This is a genomic window from Agrobacterium sp. DE0009 (genome assembly GCF_007680755.1).
GTDB classification, from domain to species: domain Bacteria; phylum Pseudomonadota; class Alphaproteobacteria; order Rhizobiales; family Rhizobiaceae; genus Agrobacterium; species Agrobacterium tumefaciens_B.
Window position 1 is genome coordinate 1,048,866 of sequence record NZ_VEIU01000001.1, and the last position, 17,126, is coordinate 1,065,991.

The following is a 17,126-nucleotide window of genomic DNA, read 5'->3' on the forward strand; positions in this document are numbered from 1 at the left end:
AATTCATATGTAAACGCGGTATTCATATGGCGTCAAGCAAACTTGCGCGTATGGCGCCAATCGGGCAACCCAATTTGTGCTCCTGCCGCACAGCGAAACACCACCGAGGCCAGATGACTGAAGACGACAGCGACCGATATCGCGCCCCAGCCCTCGACAAGGGGTTGGACATTCTCGAACTTCTGGCCCGCACCGATGGTGGGCTGACGCAGATCGAAATTGCCAAATCGATCGGCAAGAGTCCGAACGAGCTATATCGCATGCTGGATCGGCTGGTGCGCCGGGGCTATGTCCACCGGCTGGACGGCGACCGGTTTTCGCTGACGCTCAAAATGTTCGGACTGGCGCATTTCCATGCGCCGATCCGGCGGCTGGTTTCATTTGCCGCGCCCGTCATGCGCGATTTCTCCGCAAGCGCCGAGCAGGCGTGTCATCTCGCCGTTTACGACCGGGGCAGTGTTGTCGTCATTGCACAGCAGGAATCTGCGACCTATTGGGCCATGTCCATGCGCGTCGGCGCGCAGATGAGCCTGTTCCACACCGGCTCCGGCCATGTGCTTCTGGCCTTCCAGACGGACGCACAGCGCGAGATCATGATCGCCGAGCAGGTGCGCGGCAGCGGCGACACCGTTCCTGCCGGCCTCGCAGAGCGCCTGGCGACCGTGCGCAGAAACGGCATAGAATCCATGGACAGCCTTCAGACTGCCGGCGTGCGCAACATTTCCGCGCCGGTGCTGACGCTCGACGGTACCGCCCTTGCCGTCATCACCTGCCCTTACATCACCCCGCTCGGCGGCAAGGCACCGACACGCGATGCCTGCGAGGGGCTGATCCGGGAGGCCGCGACGCGCATTTCGGAAATCGTCACGGGCGGCGCCTGAGCCCAAAAAAACGCGACCGGCAGGGATCCGATCGCGTTTCAATTGACTGGAGATTTATGCTTCGTAAACGCGGTGGGAGCATAAAATGTTCCGCCGAGGTCAAAGACGAGGAGGCGATCTCCCGTTTTCGTCATCCTCGGGCCTGTCCCGAGGATCTGCAACCGATTGATTTCACGCAGCATGGATTGACCCTCGGGACAAGCCCGAGGATGACGTTACGTGTGTGGCAGGGCCACCGGAAGCCTTAGCTCCACCCCTTAAGCCGCGGCGGCCGTCAGTTCCTTGCGGACCATTTCGCGCAGCGTTACCAGGTCCTTGGCAAACAGGCGGATGCCTTCCGAAAGCTTCTCGGTAGCCATCGCATCTTCGTTCAGCGCCCAGCGGAATGCCTTTTCGTCCAGGGACTGCAGTGGCTCGGCCTTGACGTTGTCAGCCGAAAGCTTGCGCTCCAGCTTGCCGGTGTCCTTGTCCAGTTCTTCCAGCAGCGCCGGGCTGATCGTCAGGCGGTCGCAACCGGCAAGGGCTTCGATCTCGCCGACATTGCGGAAGGACGCGCCCATGACGACGGTGCTGATGCCGTTCGCCTTGTAATAATTGTAGATGCTGCGCACGGAAACAACGCCCGGATCGGTCTCGGCGGTGTAGTTTTCTCCGGTCGATTTCTTGTACCAGTCAAGGATACGGCCGACGAAGGGCGAAATGAGGAAGACCTTGGCTTCAGCGCAGGCAATTGCCTGGGCCTGCGAGAAAAGGAGCGTCAAGTTGCAGTCGATGCCTTCGGACTGCAGAACCTCAGCGGCCTTGATGCCTTCCCAGGTGGAGGCAAGCTTGATGAGGATGCGTTCGCGCTCGATACCGCGCTCCTTGTAGGAGGCGATGATCTGGTGCGCCTTGGCGATGGAGGCTTTGGTATCGAAAGAAAGGTCCGCATCGACTTCCGTCGAGACGCGGCCGGGAACGAGGCCGGCCAGCGCAGCGCCGACCGAAATGGCGAGACGGTCTGCCACGGCGGCAACAACGGCGTCGGACTGGCCGCCCTGCTTCTTGCCCCAGGCGACGGCTTCCTTCACAGCGTCGGCGAACGCTGGCGTGCCGAGTGCCTTCAGAACGATTGTCGGGTTGGTGGTGCAATCCACCGGCTTCAGGCGCGCAACCGCCTCGATATCGCCGGTGTCGGCAACGACTGTAGTGATGGCGCGAAGTTGTTCGAGTTTGGATGTCATATCTGATGATCCTTCATGATCTCTTGAAAACTTGCTCAGCCGTCATTTCGTTCCCGCACCGGAAGGTGCGCCCAAGGCCGAAATCGCGGTTTCGTCGGCTCCAACTATCGCAAGCCGCAGGCGCGAAAGTCAAGACATTTGCGCATCGCAATTGACATAAGTTTCACGCCTGCGATACTCGAGGTCCTGTAAAAATTGGCGGAAACCGTGGCGAAACTGAGAAGAGACACCCATACGACCTATTCCGAAGCGGCTTCGCTGAGGCTGCGGGCGGCGTGGCTTTATTATAATCAGGGCATGACGCAGAAGGATGTCGCCGAAAAGCTCGGCATCAGCCGCTCCACCGTGATCCGGCTTCTGGACGAGGCCATGAAGCGCTCGGAAGTGCAGATCTGGATCAACGAGGGGATCGAGGATTTCGTGTCGCTGGCAGGTCAGCTCGAGGCGGCCTACGGGCTGGACGAGGCTGTCATCATCCCCTCTCCTTCCGCTGACAGAACGACCGCCGAGGGCACCGCGAAAGCGGTTGGCCTTGCGCTCGGTCAGTTCCTGTCCGAGACAGTGCCGAACGACGCCACCATCGGTGTCGGCTGGGGCCGCACCATGACAGCTTCGCTCTCCAGTTTTCGGCCGCCGCGCCGGGAGAACTGCAAGGTCGTCTCGCTACTGGGCGGCATCGTCGCCGTGCACCAGACCAACCCGCTCGATTATACCTGGAGGCTGGCGAGCGCGCTCGGCGCGGAATGTTACATGTTCCTTGCACCGCTGCTGGTGGACTCGGTCGAGACAAAACGGGCGCTGATCGAAAAATGCGGGCTTGCCACGCTTTACAACCTTGCCGAAACGCTCGATCTGGCCATCGTCTCCTGCGGCGATATCGGCCCGCACTCCACCTCCCTGTCGGAAGGCTTCATTTCGAAGGAGACACTGCGTGAGCTTGTCGAGGCCGGCTGCGTCTGTGACACCATGTTCAACTTCATCGATGCCGAAGGGCGCTCAGTCGATCACCCGATCAATCAGCACGCCATGGCGATCGACCTCGACACATTGCGCAAGGCCAAACACATTGTGCTCGCCTCTGGAGGCGCACATCGTGCCATCGCCATCCGCGCCACGATCAAGCGCATCGGATGCAATACGCTGATTACGGATGAAGCCGCAGCACGGGCTTTGATGGAGCTTGCATAGGCTCATCCGCCACGTTCGATGACAATACGGACGCGACGCTCCGTCCTAGTTTCCCGGCGGCGCGAAGGACGGGTCGTCCAGCCGCGTGAAAACCACACCGCGTGCCTTGAGCGCCAACAGGCCCTTCACCACGCCCTCGCCCGCTTCGTGGGTGGGCTGGTTGATGTGGGAGATGATGACATCGCCATTCTTGGCCGCAGCGATATGTTTGGCCGTCGCAGCGGCACCGAGCAGCGAGCCGCCATCGCCATTGACGGAGTAACCCGCCACCCGCATGCCAAGCCTGTTGATGGTTGTCATGGAGGACGCCGTATATTTCGCCGTCGCACCCCGGAACCATTGCGGCTGGATGCCGGTGGCGGCGACGATCGCCTGACGGCCGCCTTCCACTTCCTGCATCACCGCAGCCTCAGAGCCGGCGGCGGCAATGCCATAGATGGACACGGGTTTATCCACCGCCGGCACATGGTTTTCGCCGTGGTTTTCGATCTCGAACAAGTCGGGATTTGCCATCAGCACCGCGAGTGCCTCGCTGTTGTGTTTCAGCCAGCGAGCGGTCACGAAGATCGTCGCGGGAATGCGCTCGCGCACCAGCGTATCGAGAATGCGATGATCGGTCTTGCCCATGCAGGCATCGAGCGTCATCGCCACCCGCACCTTGCCATCATGCTGCGGCGACATTTTCAGCGATGGCTCGACAAGGCCGTTTGCCGCAAAGGCAGCGGGCGCGGCAGAGGCAAACAGGGCAGCAATAATGAGACGACGCAGCATTTTCATCTTCCGCAATGTGGCAGAGTGTATTCCCGTGGCAATCCGCCCGCAAAGCGCCCGAATTATGGCGCGGTTTCGAGCACCGACAGGGCTTCCAGCGCCTCTTCCACCCGCTGCCGTTCCGCGCTCGTGAGCGGCAGGATCGGCCGGGGCGGTTCGCTCACCGTCAGCGACAGAATATTGGCGGCTGCATAGACCACGCGGATGCTGCCGAATTCCCTGAACAGTGCCCAGAGCGGCTGGAAGGCCGCATCGAGCCTTTTTGCCTCCTCCGTATCGCCAGCCTGCGCCGCCCGCATCAATTGCAGGGCCGGAACCGGCAGCAGGCCGGCTACAACACTGTACCAGGTGTCACCTCCGGCGAGCGTGGCGTCAGTGCAGCCCCAGTCACCGCTATAGCCGATGGCGAAATCGTCCGACAGTTTGGGCCTCAGTCGCGCAAGTTCGCCGGCATAATCGGAATCGGCCGGCAGGGGCATCTTGATGGCGCGGATATTCGGAATATAGGCGAGCCGCACCAGAAGTTCGTCGCTGAAAGTGAAGCGGGTGGTCGTCGGGTTGTTGTAGATGACAAGCGGCAGGGCCGTCGCGCCGGCCACAGCGGCGAAATGGTGATAGGCCTCTTCCTGCGTCAGCGGCGTGTAGGAAACGGGCGCGAGCAGCAGCGCATCCGCGCCGGCGGCCTGCGCATCCTTTGCCAGCGCTACGGCTTCATCAGTGCGCAACGCCCCAACGCCGGCCATCAGTGTGCGCCTGCCCTTGAGGATGGCGGCGGCCGCTTCGATGGCACGGCGCCTCTCCTCGCGGGTGAGATACATATAGATGCCGGTGCTGCCGAGAATGCCGACGGAATCGACCGCTGCCCCATCCAGCCGCTCGATCAGGGCAGAAAAGGCCTCGACATCGACCCGTCCGGCCTCGTCAGCCGGCGTGATCGGAAAAGCCGACAATCCTTTAAATCGCGTCACCATGTTTACGTCCCTCACCTCGATCAGAAGTCAGGGTTACAGAGGCGGCGGCACGGCGGCAACCAAAGCGCCGGTTAAAGGCTGACCTGAAATCGAAAAATTCCGCGATCAGTCATAAAGATACAACTTCTTCCACTGTTCTTCGGGGATCTTGTCGCCCACACGGTAATCAAAGGACTGAATGGAGAGGCTGTCGCTTTTCAGCTGGCACTTGTATTTCAACCTGTACCATTCCCCGGCACTTCTAAAGGCCGCGCCCGGCGCCTTGATGGAGTTCTTGCCGACCTCGGGATCGCCATAGGTGTAGGCGATGACCTTGTCGGGTTTCATGCCCTTCTGCTCCGTCGCGATACGCTCCATCGCCTCGATATCACAGCGCTGTTCCAGACGCTCTTCGGGGGCCAGCGCATTCAGCTGGCGCATGACGCTGGCATCGATCGCAAACGCGGGGTTGAAGGCGTGCAAGCCAAGGAAAAAGGCAGAAAGGGCAGCGGGAAGAAGCTTTCGCATGGGGTCCTGTCAGTTTTTTCGTTTGTTCTTGTGGTGGGCGGCAGGCTGGCTGGCCTGTATCCATCATCGCTGATTTGCGGGATATTGCCAAAATGTGATCGAAAGCCGACGAAATTGTGCCAATGCCTCATTTCCCCTGTGGAGATTTTGAAACTTGATCGGCCGCACACCGCACTCTACATCTTGGTACCGCTCAAGAAATTTACAGGAAAGCGAGTTTCCCTTGCCGATTTTCAAGAACCTGCCCGCCGCCCCGACCGCCGAAAAACGGCCGGTTCAGGATACGCATCACGGCATCACCCGCACCGACGATTACGCCTGGTTCCGGGCCGATAACTGGCAGGCCATGTTCAAGGACACCTCCATTCTCGACCCGGCCATCCGCGCCCATCTGGAGGCGGAAAACGCCTATATGGAAGCGGCGATGGGCGACACCAAGGCGCTTCAGGAAAAGCTGTTCGAGGAGATGAAGGGCCGCATCAAGCAGGACGATTCCTCGGTGCCCGTCAATGACGGACCCTATGCCTATGGCACCCTTTTCGTGACCGGCGGCGAACAGCCACATTATTTCCGCACCCCGCGCGGCGGCGGCGAAAAACATGTACTGCTGAATGGCGACAAGGAGGCCGAGGGCAAGGATTATTTCCGCCTGTCCGGCCTCGACCAGTCGTCCGATCACAGCCATGGCATCTGGGGTTACGACGACAAGGGCTCCGAATATTTCACCCTGCGCATCCGCAACCTCGAAAGCGGCGAAGACCTTGCCGATATCGTCGAAAATACCGGCGGCGGCGGCGCGTGGGCGCCCGATGGCAAGAGCTTCTTCTATACGCTGCAGGACGAGAACCACCGCCCGTCCAAGGTCTTCCACCATATTATCGGTGAGCCGCAATCGGCCGACCGGCTGGTCTATGAGGAAAAGGATCCCGGTTTCTTCATGGGCGTCGGTGCGTCCGTTCTCGACGATTTCATCTTCATCGACATTCACGACCACGAGACCAGCGAATATCGCATTCTCTCCACGAAAGACCTGACCGCCGAACCGGCTATCGTAGCGGAGCGTGAGGAAGGCATCGAATATTCGATGTGCGAAGGCGGCGACGTTTTTTTCATCCTGACCAATGACGGCGATGCCAAGGATTTCCGCATTGTGGAAGCCCCGGTCACCGCGCCGGGCAAGGAAAACTGGAAAGAGGTGGTGCCGCATGAGCCGGGCCGGCTGATCCTCTCCGTCGATGCCTATGCCCGCCATCTGATCTGGCTGGAGCGCCGTGACGGCCTGCCGCGCATCGTCATCCGTGACCGCCGCACGGGCGAGGAACATTCCATCGCCTTTGCCGAGGAAGCCTATTCGCTTGGCCTGCATGGCGCGGCGGAATATGACACCGACGTCATCCGTTTCTCCTATTCCTCGATGACGACGCCGAGCCAGCTATTCGACTACGACATGGTGACGCGCGAACGCACGCTTTTGAAAACGCAGGAAGTGCCCTCAGGCCACAACCCTGATGATTATATCACCCGCCGCATCATGGCCCCTACCCATGACGGTGAGTTGGTGCCGGTCTCCCTGCTTTACCGCAAGGACGTGCCGCTCGACGGTTCCGCTCCCTGCCTGCTCTATGGCTACGGCGCTTACGGCATCACCATTCCCGCTTCCTTCTCCACCACGACGCTGTCTCTGGCGGACCGCGGTTTCATCTATGCCATCGCCCATATCCGCGGCGGCAAGGACAAGGGTTTCGAATGGTATGAAACCGGCAAGATGGAGCACAAGCAGAACACCTTTAAAGACTTCATTGCTGCTGCCGATCATCTCGTTCAGGAAGGCTTCACGTCTTACGAGCGCATCATCGCCGAGGGTGGTTCTGCCGGCGGCATGCTGATGGGCGCTGTCGCCAATATGGCGCCGGAGAAATTCGCCGGCATTATCGCCGCCGTTCCCTTCGTGGACGTGCTGACGACCATGCTGGACGACACGCTGCCGCTGACGCCGCCGGAATGGCCGGAATGGGGCAATCCGCTGGAATCGGCGGAAGAATATGGCTGGATCGCCGCCTACAGCCCCTATGACAATGTCGCCGCCAAGCCTTATCCGCCGATCCTGGCGCTTTCCGGCCTCACCGATCCGCGTGTCACCTATTGGGAGCCGACCAAATGGGTGGCGAAGCTGCGCGAAAAAACAACGGGTGAAGCGCCGATTCTGCTGAAAACCAACATGGCGGCCGGCCATGGCGGCAAGTCGGGGCGCTTCCAGCGCCTGGAGGAAATCGCCTTCGAATATGCCTTCGCGCTGAAAGTGGCCGGCAAGGACGCCGTGTGACCTCCACTCCGGGCGGCACGCGTTGCCGCCCGCCTCGTTTTGCATAAAAATACCCTATAGAAAACGATTTCAGATTATTTTTTCCACAAAATTACCCATCAGTTTCTTATTTAAATAAAACTCACATATCGAATGAATTTTTATTTTGTTTCGGTGAATAATTGCGATCTTTTACTGAGTAATAAAATATACCGCATGTATTATTGAATCCGAAAGATCGTTCCGTAAATCACCTGCATGGCTGCCTTGCGTCATATCGCGTTGCAATATCACTTTTTCGCCGTATTATGCACGCCGTTGACATATTCATGCGCCTTCCCGCCGCTGTTTCTGCGGCAAGTTCGCGGCTTGTTCTGCGGATAGTCTCTCGCCGGATTTTTCGGCATTTCCACGCGCCATGTCAGTTCGCCCTTGGCAATCCGGGCTTTGCAGTGCTCCCGCTTTGCCAATTGAAAACACTGCATCAGACTTGGAGGTCTCCTCATGAAGAAACTCCTGGCCTCGACCATTCTCGTAACGGGCTTTACCATCGCTGCCGGTGCAGCATCTTCCGCCAACGCCGCAGAGACCTGTGGCAACATCTCCATCGCCGAAATGAACTGGGCATCCGCCGGTGTCGCGGCTTACGTCGACAAGTTCATCATGGAGAACGGCTATGACTGCACGGTCAACGTCGTCAGCGGCGACACCACCCCCACTTTCACCTCCATGAACGAAAAGGGCCAGCCGGACATGGCGCCCGAAATGTGGGTGAACACGCTGGGCGCTCCCTATGAGGAAGCGGTGAAAAACGGCAACCTCATTCAGGAAGTCAAAATCCTGAGCGATGGCGGCGTTGAAGGCTGGTGGATCCCGAAATATCTCGCCGACGACCATCCTGACATCAAGACGGTGGAAGACGCGCTGAAGCATCCCGACCTGTTCCCTGCCCCTGAAGACGCCAGCAAGGGCGCCGTCTTCGGCTGCCCGCCGGGCTGGGGCTGCCAGCCAACCACCGCCAACCTGTTCAAGGCCCGCAAGGCTGATGAAAAGGGCTTTGCACTTGTTGATACGGGCTCCGCGGCCGGTCTGGATGGCTCGATTTCCAATGCCTATGAAAAAAAGCAGGGTTGGCTCGGCTATTATTGGGCTCCTACGGCCATTCTCGGCAAATACGATATGGTGAAGCTGGACGACGGCGTGGCGCTGGACCGCGAGGCCTACGACAACTGCATCGCCAAGCCCGATTGCGCTGACCCGAAGCCCAATGCCTATCCGGTGGCCGAGGTGTTCACGGTCGTGACCAAGGATTTTGCCGAAAAGGCCGGTCCGTCCATCGACTACATCCGCAAGCGGCAGTGGGACAACGACACCGTTGCCAAGGTTCTGGCGTGGATGGATGAGAATCAAGGCACCAACGAAGATGGGGCCGAGTATTTCCTCGAGAACAACGAGGACATCTGGACGAAGTGGGTTTCGCCCGAGGTAGCGGAGAAGATCAAGGCTTCGATGTGATGGATTGATGGGGGAGTCGGCGCAAGCCGCTTACCCCCTCTGCCCTGCCGGGCATCTCCCCCACAAGGAGGAGATCGGCTGGGCGCACCCTCCTCACAAATCCGCGACGTGCGTGATGGGCGTATCTCTCACCGCTGGTCGATCTCCCCCCTTGTGGGGGAGATGTCCGGCAGGACAGAGGGGGGCATGCCCAGCCTCCGTCGCCCAACGCACCTCCCCCAAAACCCAAAGGGAAAACAACAATAATGGCCCTCTGCACCTACCTGCCGGACCTGCTCTGCAAGTTCCCGGCGATCGACAACTCCACCATGCGCGTGGCGCGCAAGACGATCGATGACGGCTTTCGCGATATCGTGCGCAATTACGGCGATGCGATCGATGTCGTCGTGCATCCGCTGCAGCTCTTCCTCAATTCCTCGGAGCGGCTGTTCATCCAGACCCCGTGGATCATCACCATGCTGGTCATTCTCGCCATCGTGCATCTGGCCGGGCGCAGCTTCAAGATCACGGCCGGAACCGCCCTTTCCCTGCTGATGATCGGCGCCGTCGGCCTCTGGCGCGATGCCATGACGACGCTCTCCATCGTGGCCATCGCCACCCTGATCGCCATCGTCATCGGCCTGCCGCTCGGCATCCTGATGGGTCGTTCGGAACGCCTGCAACGTCTCATCAATCCCGTGCTCGACGTGATGCAGACCCTGCCCAGCTTCGTTTATCTCATCCCCGTGGTGGTGATTTTTGGCATCGGCAAGGTTCCGGGCCTGATCGCAGTGGTGATCTATGCCATTCCGCCGGTCATCCGCCTCACCAGCCTCGGCATCCGCCTGGTGGACCGGGAAGTGCTTGAGGCGGCAGACGCCTTCGGCTCCTCCAACGGTCAGAAGCTGTTCAACGTACAGCTGCCGCTGGCACTGCCGACCATCATGACCGGCATCAACCAGACCATCATGATGGCGCTCGCCATGGTCGTCGTCGCCTCCATGGTCGGTGTCGGCGGGCTCGGCAAGAACGTGCTGCAGGCCATCAACAACCAGTTCTTCACGGTGGGCTTCCTGAACGGTTTCGCTCTGGTCGCCATCGCCATCATGTTCGACCGGGCGAGCCAGGCTTTCGGCAAGCGCCTGCAGAAATACCGCGAGGTCTCCCATGGCTAAAAGCATCGAAATCAGGAATCTTTACAAGATCTTCGGCAAGCATCCCGAGAAATATCTCGAAGCGGTGCGTAAAGGCATGGACAAGGTGGAGCTGAACGACAGGCACAATCACGTGCTTGGCCTCAACAACATCAACATCACCATGCCGGGCGGCAAGATCACCGTCGTCATGGGCCTGTCAGGCTCCGGCAAGTCGACTCTGATCCGCCACATCAACCGGCTGATCGACCCGACCGCCGGCGAAGTTCTCTATGACGGCGAGGATATCTGCGGCATGAGCACCTCGGCGCTCAGGCAATTCCGCCGCCACAAAACGGCGATGGTGTTTCAGAAGTTTGGCCTTCTGCCGCATCGCACCGTGCTTGAAAACAGCGTCTACGGCCTCGATATCCAGAGCGTGCCGCGCAGCAAGAGCGAGGAAAAGGGCCGCTACTGGCTGGAGCGTGTCGGCCTTGCCGGTTACGAAGACTATTATCCGAACCAGCTTTCCGGCGGCATGCAGCAGCGTGTAGGCCTTGCGCGGGCGCTTGCCAACGATGCCGATATTCTCCTGATGGACGAGGCCTATTCGGCTCTCGACCCGCTGATCCGCGTGGATATGCAGACGATGCTGCTCGATCTGCAACAGGAGTTGAAGAAGACCGTCGTGTTCATCACCCATGATCTGGATGAGGCGCTCAGGCTCGGCGACCACATTGCCATCCTGAAAGACGGCGAAGTGGTGCAGCAGGGCGACGGCCAGAGCATCATCCTTTCACCGGCCGATGGTTACGTCACCGACTTCGTGCGCGACGTCAATCGCGGCCGCGTGCTGCAGGCAAACACGGTCATGGAGCCGCTGGAGAGCAAGCCAGAGGGCATGCCGGTCCCCGAGAACGCAACGCTCGAAACCATCGCCCGCGATCTCTCTGAAGCCAACGAGACGCAGGCTCATGTGGTGGACGAGGACGGCAAACCGGTCGGCAGCATCGGGCTCGACACGCTGGTGGCCGCCATGGTGACGCCGGCGCCGCAGGAGGTGGAGGTGAAGGCGGAAACGGCGGAGGAACCGGAGAAGCTCCAGGAAACGGTTGTGCCGATGGAGAAGGAAACGGCATAATCCGACACCAGACGGATTGGCGCGTCCGCGAGATTTCCTCTTTCCGTCATACCGGCCTTGAGCCGTTATCCAGCCAGGCCAAGTCCTTGGACTGAAAGGACTCTCTTGCCGCGCAGATGCGCGCCGGCTGGAATCTGGCTCCAGGCCGGAATGACGGGAGCGAGGTGTTTATGGCGGCAGAAATTTAAACCGGGCTGCAATGCCGCGAGGGACAAAGCTGGCAACCTCCTCCTTGCCCGTCTTCATTAGGTCCCTGCCCGTCTCCATTAGGCAAAAACGAAGCGCCACTTCGCCGCCTGTCAACCCTTCCCTGTCGCTGCAGCGCAGCAGACGCAAGGCTCACGCAAGTCCGCACCGTTAACTTTTCGTTAACTTTTCGTTAACTTTTGAACGCGGAATCACTGACATGCAGATCGAAAGCAGTATTGGCGGATACAACTACAAAGGTCGCATTCGTGACATCGAAAAAGCCGGCGGCGCGCAGAATGCGCCGGAGGAGCAGGCCGTAAATCGCGGTCCTGGCAACCCTACGGTTTCCAGCACCATTCTCTCGCAGTCGCTGGCCAATGTGCTCTGGGCGGTCGGCAGCGGCAATGCGCCCGCCCTCCAGGAAACGGCCACCGCCTCTCCGGAAGACAAGGCGAAAGCGCAGGTCGAATGGGTGCGTAGCGCTTACTCGGAATATACCGAATAAGCGAGTCTGATCAGGCCCTTGCCGGGCTCACTTCCACCGTCACATGCGACAGTTCATGTATGGCGGCAAGTTTCTGCTTATAAAACGCCGGCGCTTTCGGCGCCTGCGAATGGATCGCCACGATGGCGGCGTGATGCCCCGGCCCCACCTGCCAGACATGCAGGTCCGTGATGCGATCTTCTTCCGTTTCCACAGTTTCACGGATTTCCTGCGGCAGATCCTCGGCATCCGGCAGCGCGTCGAGCAGCGTCGTCGCCGTCGAGCGGATCAGGCCCCAGGACCAGCGGGCAATCACCAAGCCGCCAACGATACCCATCAAAGGATCGAGGAACGACCAGCCGTTCCACTTGCCAAGAAGCAGCGCGACGATGGCGAGAACCGAGGTCAGCGCGTCTGCCAGCACATGCAGATAGGCGGCGCGCAGATTGTTGTCCCGACCGCCCTTTGCGCCGTGCTCGGCATGGTGGCCGGCATGGTGACCGGCATGGGAACCGTGATCGTGATGGGCGTGGCTGCCGTGCCCGTGATGGGCATGCGAGCCATGTGAATGGCCGTGACCATGGCCATGATCGTGGTGGTGATCATCCTTCAAAAGCACGGCGCTCAAAAGATTGACGGCAAGGCCGATGGCGGCGACGAGAATGGCCTGGTTGAAATCGATCTCGATCGGATTAACGAGGCGCATCCCGCTTTCCACCGCAATCAGCAACGCCACGACCGCCAGTACGATGGCGCTGGCAAAGCCGGCGAGATCGCCGAACTTGCCGGTGCCGAAGGTGAAGCGCGGGTTACGCGCTTCGCGCCGGGCATAAAGATAAGCGAGCGCCGAAATCAGCATCGCGCCGGCATGGGTCGACATGTGCCACCCATCGGCCGTCAGCGCCATGGAACCGTACCAGTGGCCGGCGACGATTTCGGCCACCATCATGGCGGTGGTCAGCGCGATGACCATCCACACGCGCTTTTCATTGCGCTCGTGGTTCTGGCCGAGGAAAACGTGGTCGTGGCCAGTCGCGGCACGGTGTTCGGATGTCGTCGTCGTCATGTCGCTTTATCCCGCATCTATGATGTCGATTAAATGTTCGGTTCGATTTGCTGTCGGCCGATTTACCGGATGTAGGTCTTCAGCACCTGGGCCAGCTCTTCTGCCGCCCGCGCCCGTTCGTCTTCGGTCTCGGCATGCACCACATGCTCATGCAGGTGCTCCTGCATCACCTCCCCTGTCAGACCGGAGAGCGCGCCGCGCACCGAAGCGAGCAATTGCAGCACCTCGCCACAGGGCTTGGCGTCATCAAGCGCACGCTCCACCGCTTCCATCTGCCCCTTCAGGCGGCGGATGCGGGCAAGCAGCTTGTCCTTGTTGCGGATGGTATGGGACATGGTGACCTCATATACTATAGGGGGGTATAGTATATCGGCATTATTTTTTGCACAAGACGCGTAGGACGCAATCTTCGCGAATGTTTCGACGCTTAAAAATGCCCCATCAGAACTAGGGGACTCACAGTCATGACGACTATCGCAGCAACCAGCAGCATCAATTTCGCCTCCCCCGTCCGCGGCATCGCGCCTGCGCACAACCGGGAGAGCCAGTCCACCACCGAGGCTTTGCAGGAGCTGACGCGGGCGGCCCATCGCGCCATTTCGGTGGCAGGCAATGTCGCCACCGCTGTCGCTCCGCTGGCCGGCGCCTCCGCGAGCCTCGCTGCCGCTCTCTGGAACATGGACAGCGGCGCTGCCGCCGCAACTGGCGCCAATGCTGATGTGACCGCTTCCGCCCAGCCGGATATGGCAAGCCTCGAATCGCAGATCCTGAAGGCGCTCGCCCATGCTCTCGGCGTCGAAGGAGCCGCTTGAGGCCATTGAACCGGCGGCGGAAAAGCCATATCTCTAGAGACTGGAGATTTGGAGAAGATCATGCTGTCCATCGGTGAACTGTCGAAACGTACCGGCGTCAAGGTTCCGACGATCCGCTATTACGAGCAGATGGGCCTCATCCGCGAGGCGGATCGCTCGGAGGGCAACCAGCGCCGCTACGAGAAATCCGACCTCGAAAGGTTGACCTTCATCCGCCACGCGCGCGATCTCGGCCTCAACATCGATGCCATTCGAGAACTCATCGCGCTCAGCCAGCACCGGCAGATGCCCTGCGACGGCGCGGATCGCATCGCCGCCGAACATCTTGCGGATGTGCGCGAGAAGATCGCCAGCCTGAAGAAGCTGGAACACGAACTGGAACGCATCGTCTCCCATTGCCACGGCCATTCGATCGAGGATTGCTACGTCATCCGGGCGCTGTCCAACCACGACATGTGCGAGGGCGAGCACTGAGTGAAAAACCGGACTTGACAGTTTACGGATTCGGGCGCATTTGATGTCTCATGATCAACGAACGCGCACCCATCTCCTGCTCGTATTTTTGGGCCTTCCTTTAAGGGCGGCTCGACAGATCATATTGTCAACAAGCCGCCGTCAGGCGGCTTTGTTGTTTTTCAAGCGTCCTGACGGCACAGATAAGACCAAAGGACCGAGAAATGACCGAAGATAGCTCCCTGACACTGGAAAGACCGCCCGTCGTCATCATTCGCGGCGCGCGCAAGACCGATCTGCCCGAGCTCAACGAGATGATCACGCTGCTTGCCTCCTACCACGGCGATGCGGCGGCGATCACGCCGGCGAAACTGGAACGCGACCTGTTCGGCCCGCTGCCATGGGTGCACGGGCTGGTGGCCGAGGCGGACGGTGCGCTGATCGGTTACGCGCTGCTTCTGCCGCTCTACCGAGCGCAAGAAGGCCGGCGCGGGCTGGAGCTGCATCACCTCTTCGTCCGTGATGGCCATCGCGGCCATGGCACCGGCCAGCATCTGGTGTCCCGAGCGCGGGATATCGCCAAGCGGCTCGGCTGCGACTATCTTTCCGTCAGCGCCACAACAGGCAATGTGGCGGCGCATCGTTTCTACCAAAACATGGATTTCGCGCCGCGGCCGGTCACCGGCATGCGTTACATGCAGTCCATCGCCTGATTGACCCACGGAGACGGCCATGACACGGATTGCCATTGCGTTGGCTGAGGATTTTGCGGACTGGGAGCCGGCGCTGCTGGCGGCGGCTGCACGCAGCTATCTCGGCGTCGAGATCGTTTATGCCACGCCCGATGGCCGGCCGGTAACGTCCATGGGCGGGCTGAAGGTGACGCCGGATACATCCTATGACGCGCTCGATCCCGTTGACATCGATGCGCTCGTCATCCCCGGCGGTCTCAGTTGGGAAAAGGGCACGGCTGCCGATCTTGGCGGGCTGGTATACCGGTTTCGCGACAGGCACCGGCTGGTCGCCGGCATCTGCGCGGCGGCAAGTGCGCTCGGCGGCACGGGCGTTCTTGATGATGTCGCCCATACCGGCAATGCGCTGGCATCGCACAAGGCCTATCCGACGTATCGTGGCGAAGCGCTTTATCGCGATCAGCCAAAAGCGGTCAGTGACGGCGGCATTATCACGCCGGCAGCGCGCCGGTGAGTTTCGCCGTGGAAATTCTGAAAAGCCTCGGACTCTTTGGTCCGGAAGCCGAGGCAGAACTTCAGGTTTTTGCGGCGGAGCATGGGTGAGCCGCAGAGCGTTATTCCGCCCTCCCTCCGTCATACCGGCCCTGAGCCGGTATCCAACCAGCCCAAGTCCTTGGGCTGAAAAGACTTCTCCCGCCGCGCAGACGCGCGTCGGCTGGATGCCGGATCAAGTCCGGCATGACGGTCGAGAAGAAGATGTCTCTCGCAAATCATCCTGCGCTATTCTCGATCAAGCACCCGGCACACACGCGCCGCAAACTCCGGTCCCTTGCCGGCAATCGCGCGGCGGATATCGCGGCTGTTCAAATGCAGGCTGCGGCCGGCGGGCAAGTTTGAGCGTTTGATCTTGAAGATTGCCGCAGCGGCAAAAGCAGCTTCGTGGTCTTGAAAATAGGCAAGCGCCGCATAACGATCGGGGCTCGGCCCCAGCACCGCCTTGAAGGCAAGGCGGTGTACGGCGCATGGCGCGCCGTGACCGGGAACGGCAAAACGCAGCGCATCGAGTTCCTCACTCCACTCCGCTGCGTCCTGCATGGTTTCAAGCCTGCTGGAAGCGCTTCAGGAAAAACGCGCTCAACGTGCCGAGAAGCGCCCAGAAGACGAAGCTGGTGACGGTGGCGGCAACGATGAACTGACGCTCGAGCGGCAGCGGCGCCAGCGCATGCTCGCCTTCCGGCGGCAGCGGCGCACCCACCACATGCGGCGCGACAATCATCACCAGCGCCAGAACAATCGCCCAGGGCTCGCGACGGAATGCGATCAGCGCAATGCCGCCCGCGGTTGCGGCAACGGTTGCAAGCCACCAGATCTGCCGTGCTTCAAGGGCTGCGGCCGGGCTGCCCGGCAATTCCGGCGGCAGGCCGATCATAGGAGCAAGCATGACGGCGGCAAAGCCGGCAACGCCCCAGAGAAGGCCTTCGCGCCAACCGGCATTGGTACCACGCAGCGACATCAGGCCGGTCAGCACCAGCGCGTAACCGATGGCGGTGAGCACATTGGCCGCGACGGTGTAGGCGTTACGCTCGAAACCATCGGCCGGAGCCCATGCCTCGTCGTTGTGCTCATGGGCGGGAGCCGCAGCGCCCGGTGCAGGCGCATCATGGCTATGCGGCGCTTCACCAGCGCTTTCAAAGGTTTCCGCCTGAAGGATGAGCGGCGTGGTGCCGACAGCCTGCATGGCGGAGACAGCGAAGCCGCCGACAATGCCGACGAGAATGGCGGTAAAGACGATGTTACGGAAGAAAGACATGCCGCTCCC

General features: G+C 60.5%; 18 protein-coding genes and 1 pseudogene. 11 read left to right on the top strand and 8 right to left on the bottom strand.

What is annotated here, in order from left to right:
- Window positions 1–113: 113 nt before the first annotated feature.
- The gene (locus tag FS804_RS05345; RefSeq protein WP_144575343.1) at window positions 114–881 is read left to right on the top strand and encodes an IclR family transcriptional regulator; all 768 of its coding nucleotides are present in this window, start codon (window positions 114–116) and stop codon (window positions 879–881) included.
- A gap of 257 nt (window positions 882–1,138) precedes the next feature.
- Here FS804_RS05345 and tal read toward each other — a convergent pair whose 3' ends face one another.
- Window positions 1,139–2,104, bottom strand: coding sequence for a transaldolase (tal, locus tag FS804_RS05350; protein WP_144575346.1), 966 nt, complete (start codon window positions 2,102–2,104; stop codon window positions 1,139–1,141).
- A 207-nt stretch (window positions 2,105–2,311) separates the two neighbouring features.
- Between tal and FS804_RS05355 the strand changes: the two genes are divergently transcribed.
- Window positions 2,312–3,292, top strand: coding sequence for a sugar-binding transcriptional regulator (locus FS804_RS05355; protein ID WP_063951100.1), 981 nt, complete (start codon window positions 2,312–2,314; stop codon window positions 3,290–3,292).
- Between the two features lie 45 nt (window positions 3,293–3,337).
- On the opposite strand, the gene FS804_RS05360 is transcribed toward FS804_RS05355, so the two are convergent.
- The 3 genes from FS804_RS05360 to FS804_RS05370 form a co-directional block, all read right to left on the bottom strand.
- Complete coding sequence (locus FS804_RS05360; RefSeq protein ID WP_144575349.1) at window positions 3,338–4,063, bottom strand: polysaccharide deacetylase family protein; 726 nt, start codon at window positions 4,061–4,063, stop codon at window positions 3,338–3,340.
- Window positions 4,064–4,125: 62 nt separating this feature from the next.
- Entirely contained in the window at window positions 4,126–5,034 is a 909-nt protein-coding gene (locus FS804_RS05365; RefSeq protein WP_144575352.1) for a dihydrodipicolinate synthase family protein, read from the bottom strand.
- 105 nt (window positions 5,035–5,139) lie between these two features.
- Window positions 5,140–5,541, bottom strand: coding sequence for a DUF930 domain-containing protein (locus tag FS804_RS05370; protein ID WP_063950891.1), 402 nt, complete (start codon window positions 5,539–5,541; stop codon window positions 5,140–5,142).
- A gap of 223 nt (window positions 5,542–5,764) precedes the next feature.
- Here FS804_RS05370 and FS804_RS05375 point away from each other — a divergent pair, with 223 nt between their 5' ends.
- The 5 genes from FS804_RS05375 to FS804_RS05405 all read left to right on the top strand — a co-directional run bounded on the left by FS804_RS05375 (window position 5,765) and on the right by FS804_RS05405 (window position 12,305).
- Complete coding sequence (locus FS804_RS05375; RefSeq protein WP_144575355.1) at window positions 5,765–7,864, top strand: S9 family peptidase; 2,100 nt, start codon at window positions 5,765–5,767, stop codon at window positions 7,862–7,864.
- Between the two features lie 483 nt (window positions 7,865–8,347).
- On the top strand, window positions 8,348–9,358 hold the full coding sequence (locus FS804_RS05380; RefSeq protein WP_144575358.1) for an ABC transporter substrate-binding protein: 1,011 nt from the start codon (window positions 8,348–8,350) through the stop codon (window positions 9,356–9,358).
- A 245-nt stretch (window positions 9,359–9,603) separates the two neighbouring features.
- Window positions 9,604–10,512, top strand: a complete 909-nt coding sequence (locus tag FS804_RS05390) for a proline/glycine betaine ABC transporter permease (protein ID WP_063950887.1) — start codon at window positions 9,604–9,606, stop codon at window positions 10,510–10,512.
- Entirely contained in the window at window positions 10,505–11,611 is a 1,107-nt protein-coding gene (locus tag FS804_RS05395; RefSeq protein ID WP_144575361.1) for a glycine betaine/L-proline ABC transporter ATP-binding protein, read from the top strand. Before FS804_RS05390 ends, FS804_RS05395 begins: the two co-directional genes overlap by 8 nt.
- A 406-nt stretch (window positions 11,612–12,017) precedes the next feature.
- Window positions 12,018–12,305, top strand: coding sequence for a hypothetical protein (locus tag FS804_RS05405; protein WP_144575364.1), 288 nt, complete (start codon window positions 12,018–12,020; stop codon window positions 12,303–12,305).
- Window positions 12,306–12,315: 10 nt separating this feature from the next.
- On the opposite strand, the gene dmeF is transcribed toward FS804_RS05405, so the two are convergent.
- The gene (gene dmeF / locus FS804_RS05410) at window positions 12,316–13,350 is read right to left on the bottom strand and encodes a CDF family Co(II)/Ni(II) efflux transporter DmeF (RefSeq protein WP_144575367.1); all 1,035 of its coding nucleotides are present in this window, start codon (window positions 13,348–13,350) and stop codon (window positions 12,316–12,318) included.
- Window positions 13,351–13,412: 62 nt separating this feature from the next.
- On the bottom strand, window positions 13,413–13,685 hold the full coding sequence (gene dmeR, locus FS804_RS05415; RefSeq protein WP_063950883.1) for a Ni(II)/Co(II)-sensing transcriptional repressor DmeR: 273 nt from the start codon (window positions 13,683–13,685) through the stop codon (window positions 13,413–13,415).
- A 129-nt stretch (window positions 13,686–13,814) separates the two neighbouring features.
- Between dmeR and FS804_RS24900 the strand changes: the two genes are divergently transcribed.
- The 4 genes and pseudogenes from FS804_RS24900 to FS804_RS05435 all read left to right on the top strand — a co-directional run bounded on the left by FS804_RS24900 (window position 13,815) and on the right by FS804_RS05435 (window position 15,910).
- The gene (locus FS804_RS24900) at window positions 13,815–14,162 is read left to right on the top strand and encodes a hypothetical protein (RefSeq protein ID WP_186376661.1); all 348 of its coding nucleotides are present in this window, start codon (window positions 13,815–13,817) and stop codon (window positions 14,160–14,162) included.
- A gap of 60 nt (window positions 14,163–14,222) precedes the next feature.
- The gene (locus FS804_RS05425; RefSeq protein ID WP_063950881.1) at window positions 14,223–14,636 is read left to right on the top strand and encodes a helix-turn-helix domain-containing protein; all 414 of its coding nucleotides are present in this window, start codon (window positions 14,223–14,225) and stop codon (window positions 14,634–14,636) included.
- Window positions 14,637–14,839: 203 nt separating this feature from the next.
- Window positions 14,840–15,328, top strand: a complete 489-nt coding sequence (locus tag FS804_RS05430; protein ID WP_144575370.1) for a GNAT family N-acetyltransferase — start codon at window positions 14,840–14,842, stop codon at window positions 15,326–15,328.
- A 19-nt stretch (window positions 15,329–15,347) separates the two neighbouring features.
- A pseudogene (locus FS804_RS05435) lies at window positions 15,348–15,910 on the top strand (type 1 glutamine amidotransferase family protein).
- A gap of 177 nt (window positions 15,911–16,087) precedes the next feature.
- Here the strand turns inward: FS804_RS05435 and FS804_RS05440 are convergent.
- Window positions 16,088–16,402, bottom strand: coding sequence for a hypothetical protein (locus FS804_RS05440; RefSeq protein ID WP_144575373.1), 315 nt, complete (start codon window positions 16,400–16,402; stop codon window positions 16,088–16,090).
- A gap of 4 nt (window positions 16,403–16,406) precedes the next feature.
- Window positions 16,407–17,117: a CbtA family protein gene (locus tag FS804_RS05445; RefSeq protein WP_144575375.1), complete on the bottom strand. Its 711-nt coding sequence runs from the start codon at window positions 17,115–17,117 to the stop codon at window positions 16,407–16,409.
- Window positions 17,118–17,126 lie beyond the last annotated feature (9 nt).

Excerpts from the sequence above, each read along its gene's own strand:
- FS804_RS05345 (WP_144575343.1), top strand. The coding sequence starts at position 114 with ATGACTGAAGACGACAGCGACCGATATCGCGCCCCAGCCCTCGACAAG.
- dmeF (WP_144575367.1), bottom strand. The coding sequence starts at position 13,350 with ATGACGACGACGACATCCGAACACCGTGCCGCGACTGGCCACGACCAC.
- dmeR (WP_063950883.1), bottom strand. The coding sequence starts at position 13,685 with ATGTCCCATACCATCCGCAACAAGGACAAGCTGCTTGCCCGCATCCGC.
- FS804_RS05425 (WP_063950881.1), top strand. The coding sequence starts at position 14,223 with ATGCTGTCCATCGGTGAACTGTCGAAACGTACCGGCGTCAAGGTTCCG.
- FS804_RS05380 (WP_144575358.1), top strand. The coding sequence starts at position 8,348 with ATGAAGAAACTCCTGGCCTCGACCATTCTCGTAACGGGCTTTACCATC.
- FS804_RS05405 (WP_144575364.1), top strand. The coding sequence starts at position 12,018 with ATGCAGATCGAAAGCAGTATTGGCGGATACAACTACAAAGGTCGCATT.
- FS804_RS05390 (WP_063950887.1), top strand. The coding sequence starts at position 9,604 with ATGGCCCTCTGCACCTACCTGCCGGACCTGCTCTGCAAGTTCCCGGCG.
- FS804_RS05440 (WP_144575373.1), bottom strand. The coding sequence starts at position 16,402 with ATGCAGGACGCAGCGGAGTGGAGTGAGGAACTCGATGCGCTGCGTTTT.
- FS804_RS05445 (WP_144575375.1), bottom strand. The coding sequence starts at position 17,117 with ATGTCTTTCTTCCGTAACATCGTCTTTACCGCCATTCTCGTCGGCATT.
- FS804_RS05430 (WP_144575370.1), top strand. The coding sequence starts at position 14,840 with ATGACCGAAGATAGCTCCCTGACACTGGAAAGACCGCCCGTCGTCATC.
- FS804_RS05370 (WP_063950891.1), bottom strand. The coding sequence starts at position 5,541 with ATGCGAAAGCTTCTTCCCGCTGCCCTTTCTGCCTTTTTCCTTGGCTTG.
- FS804_RS05360 (WP_144575349.1), bottom strand. The coding sequence starts at position 4,063 with ATGCTGCGTCGTCTCATTATTGCTGCCCTGTTTGCCTCTGCCGCGCCC.
- FS804_RS24900 (WP_186376661.1), top strand. The coding sequence starts at position 13,815 with ATGACGACTATCGCAGCAACCAGCAGCATCAATTTCGCCTCCCCCGTC.
- FS804_RS05395 (WP_144575361.1), top strand. The coding sequence starts at position 10,505 with ATGGCTAAAAGCATCGAAATCAGGAATCTTTACAAGATCTTCGGCAAG.
- FS804_RS05365 (WP_144575352.1), bottom strand. The coding sequence starts at position 5,034 with ATGGTGACGCGATTTAAAGGATTGTCGGCTTTTCCGATCACGCCGGCT.
- tal (WP_144575346.1), bottom strand. The coding sequence starts at position 2,104 with ATGACATCCAAACTCGAACAACTTCGCGCCATCACTACAGTCGTTGCC.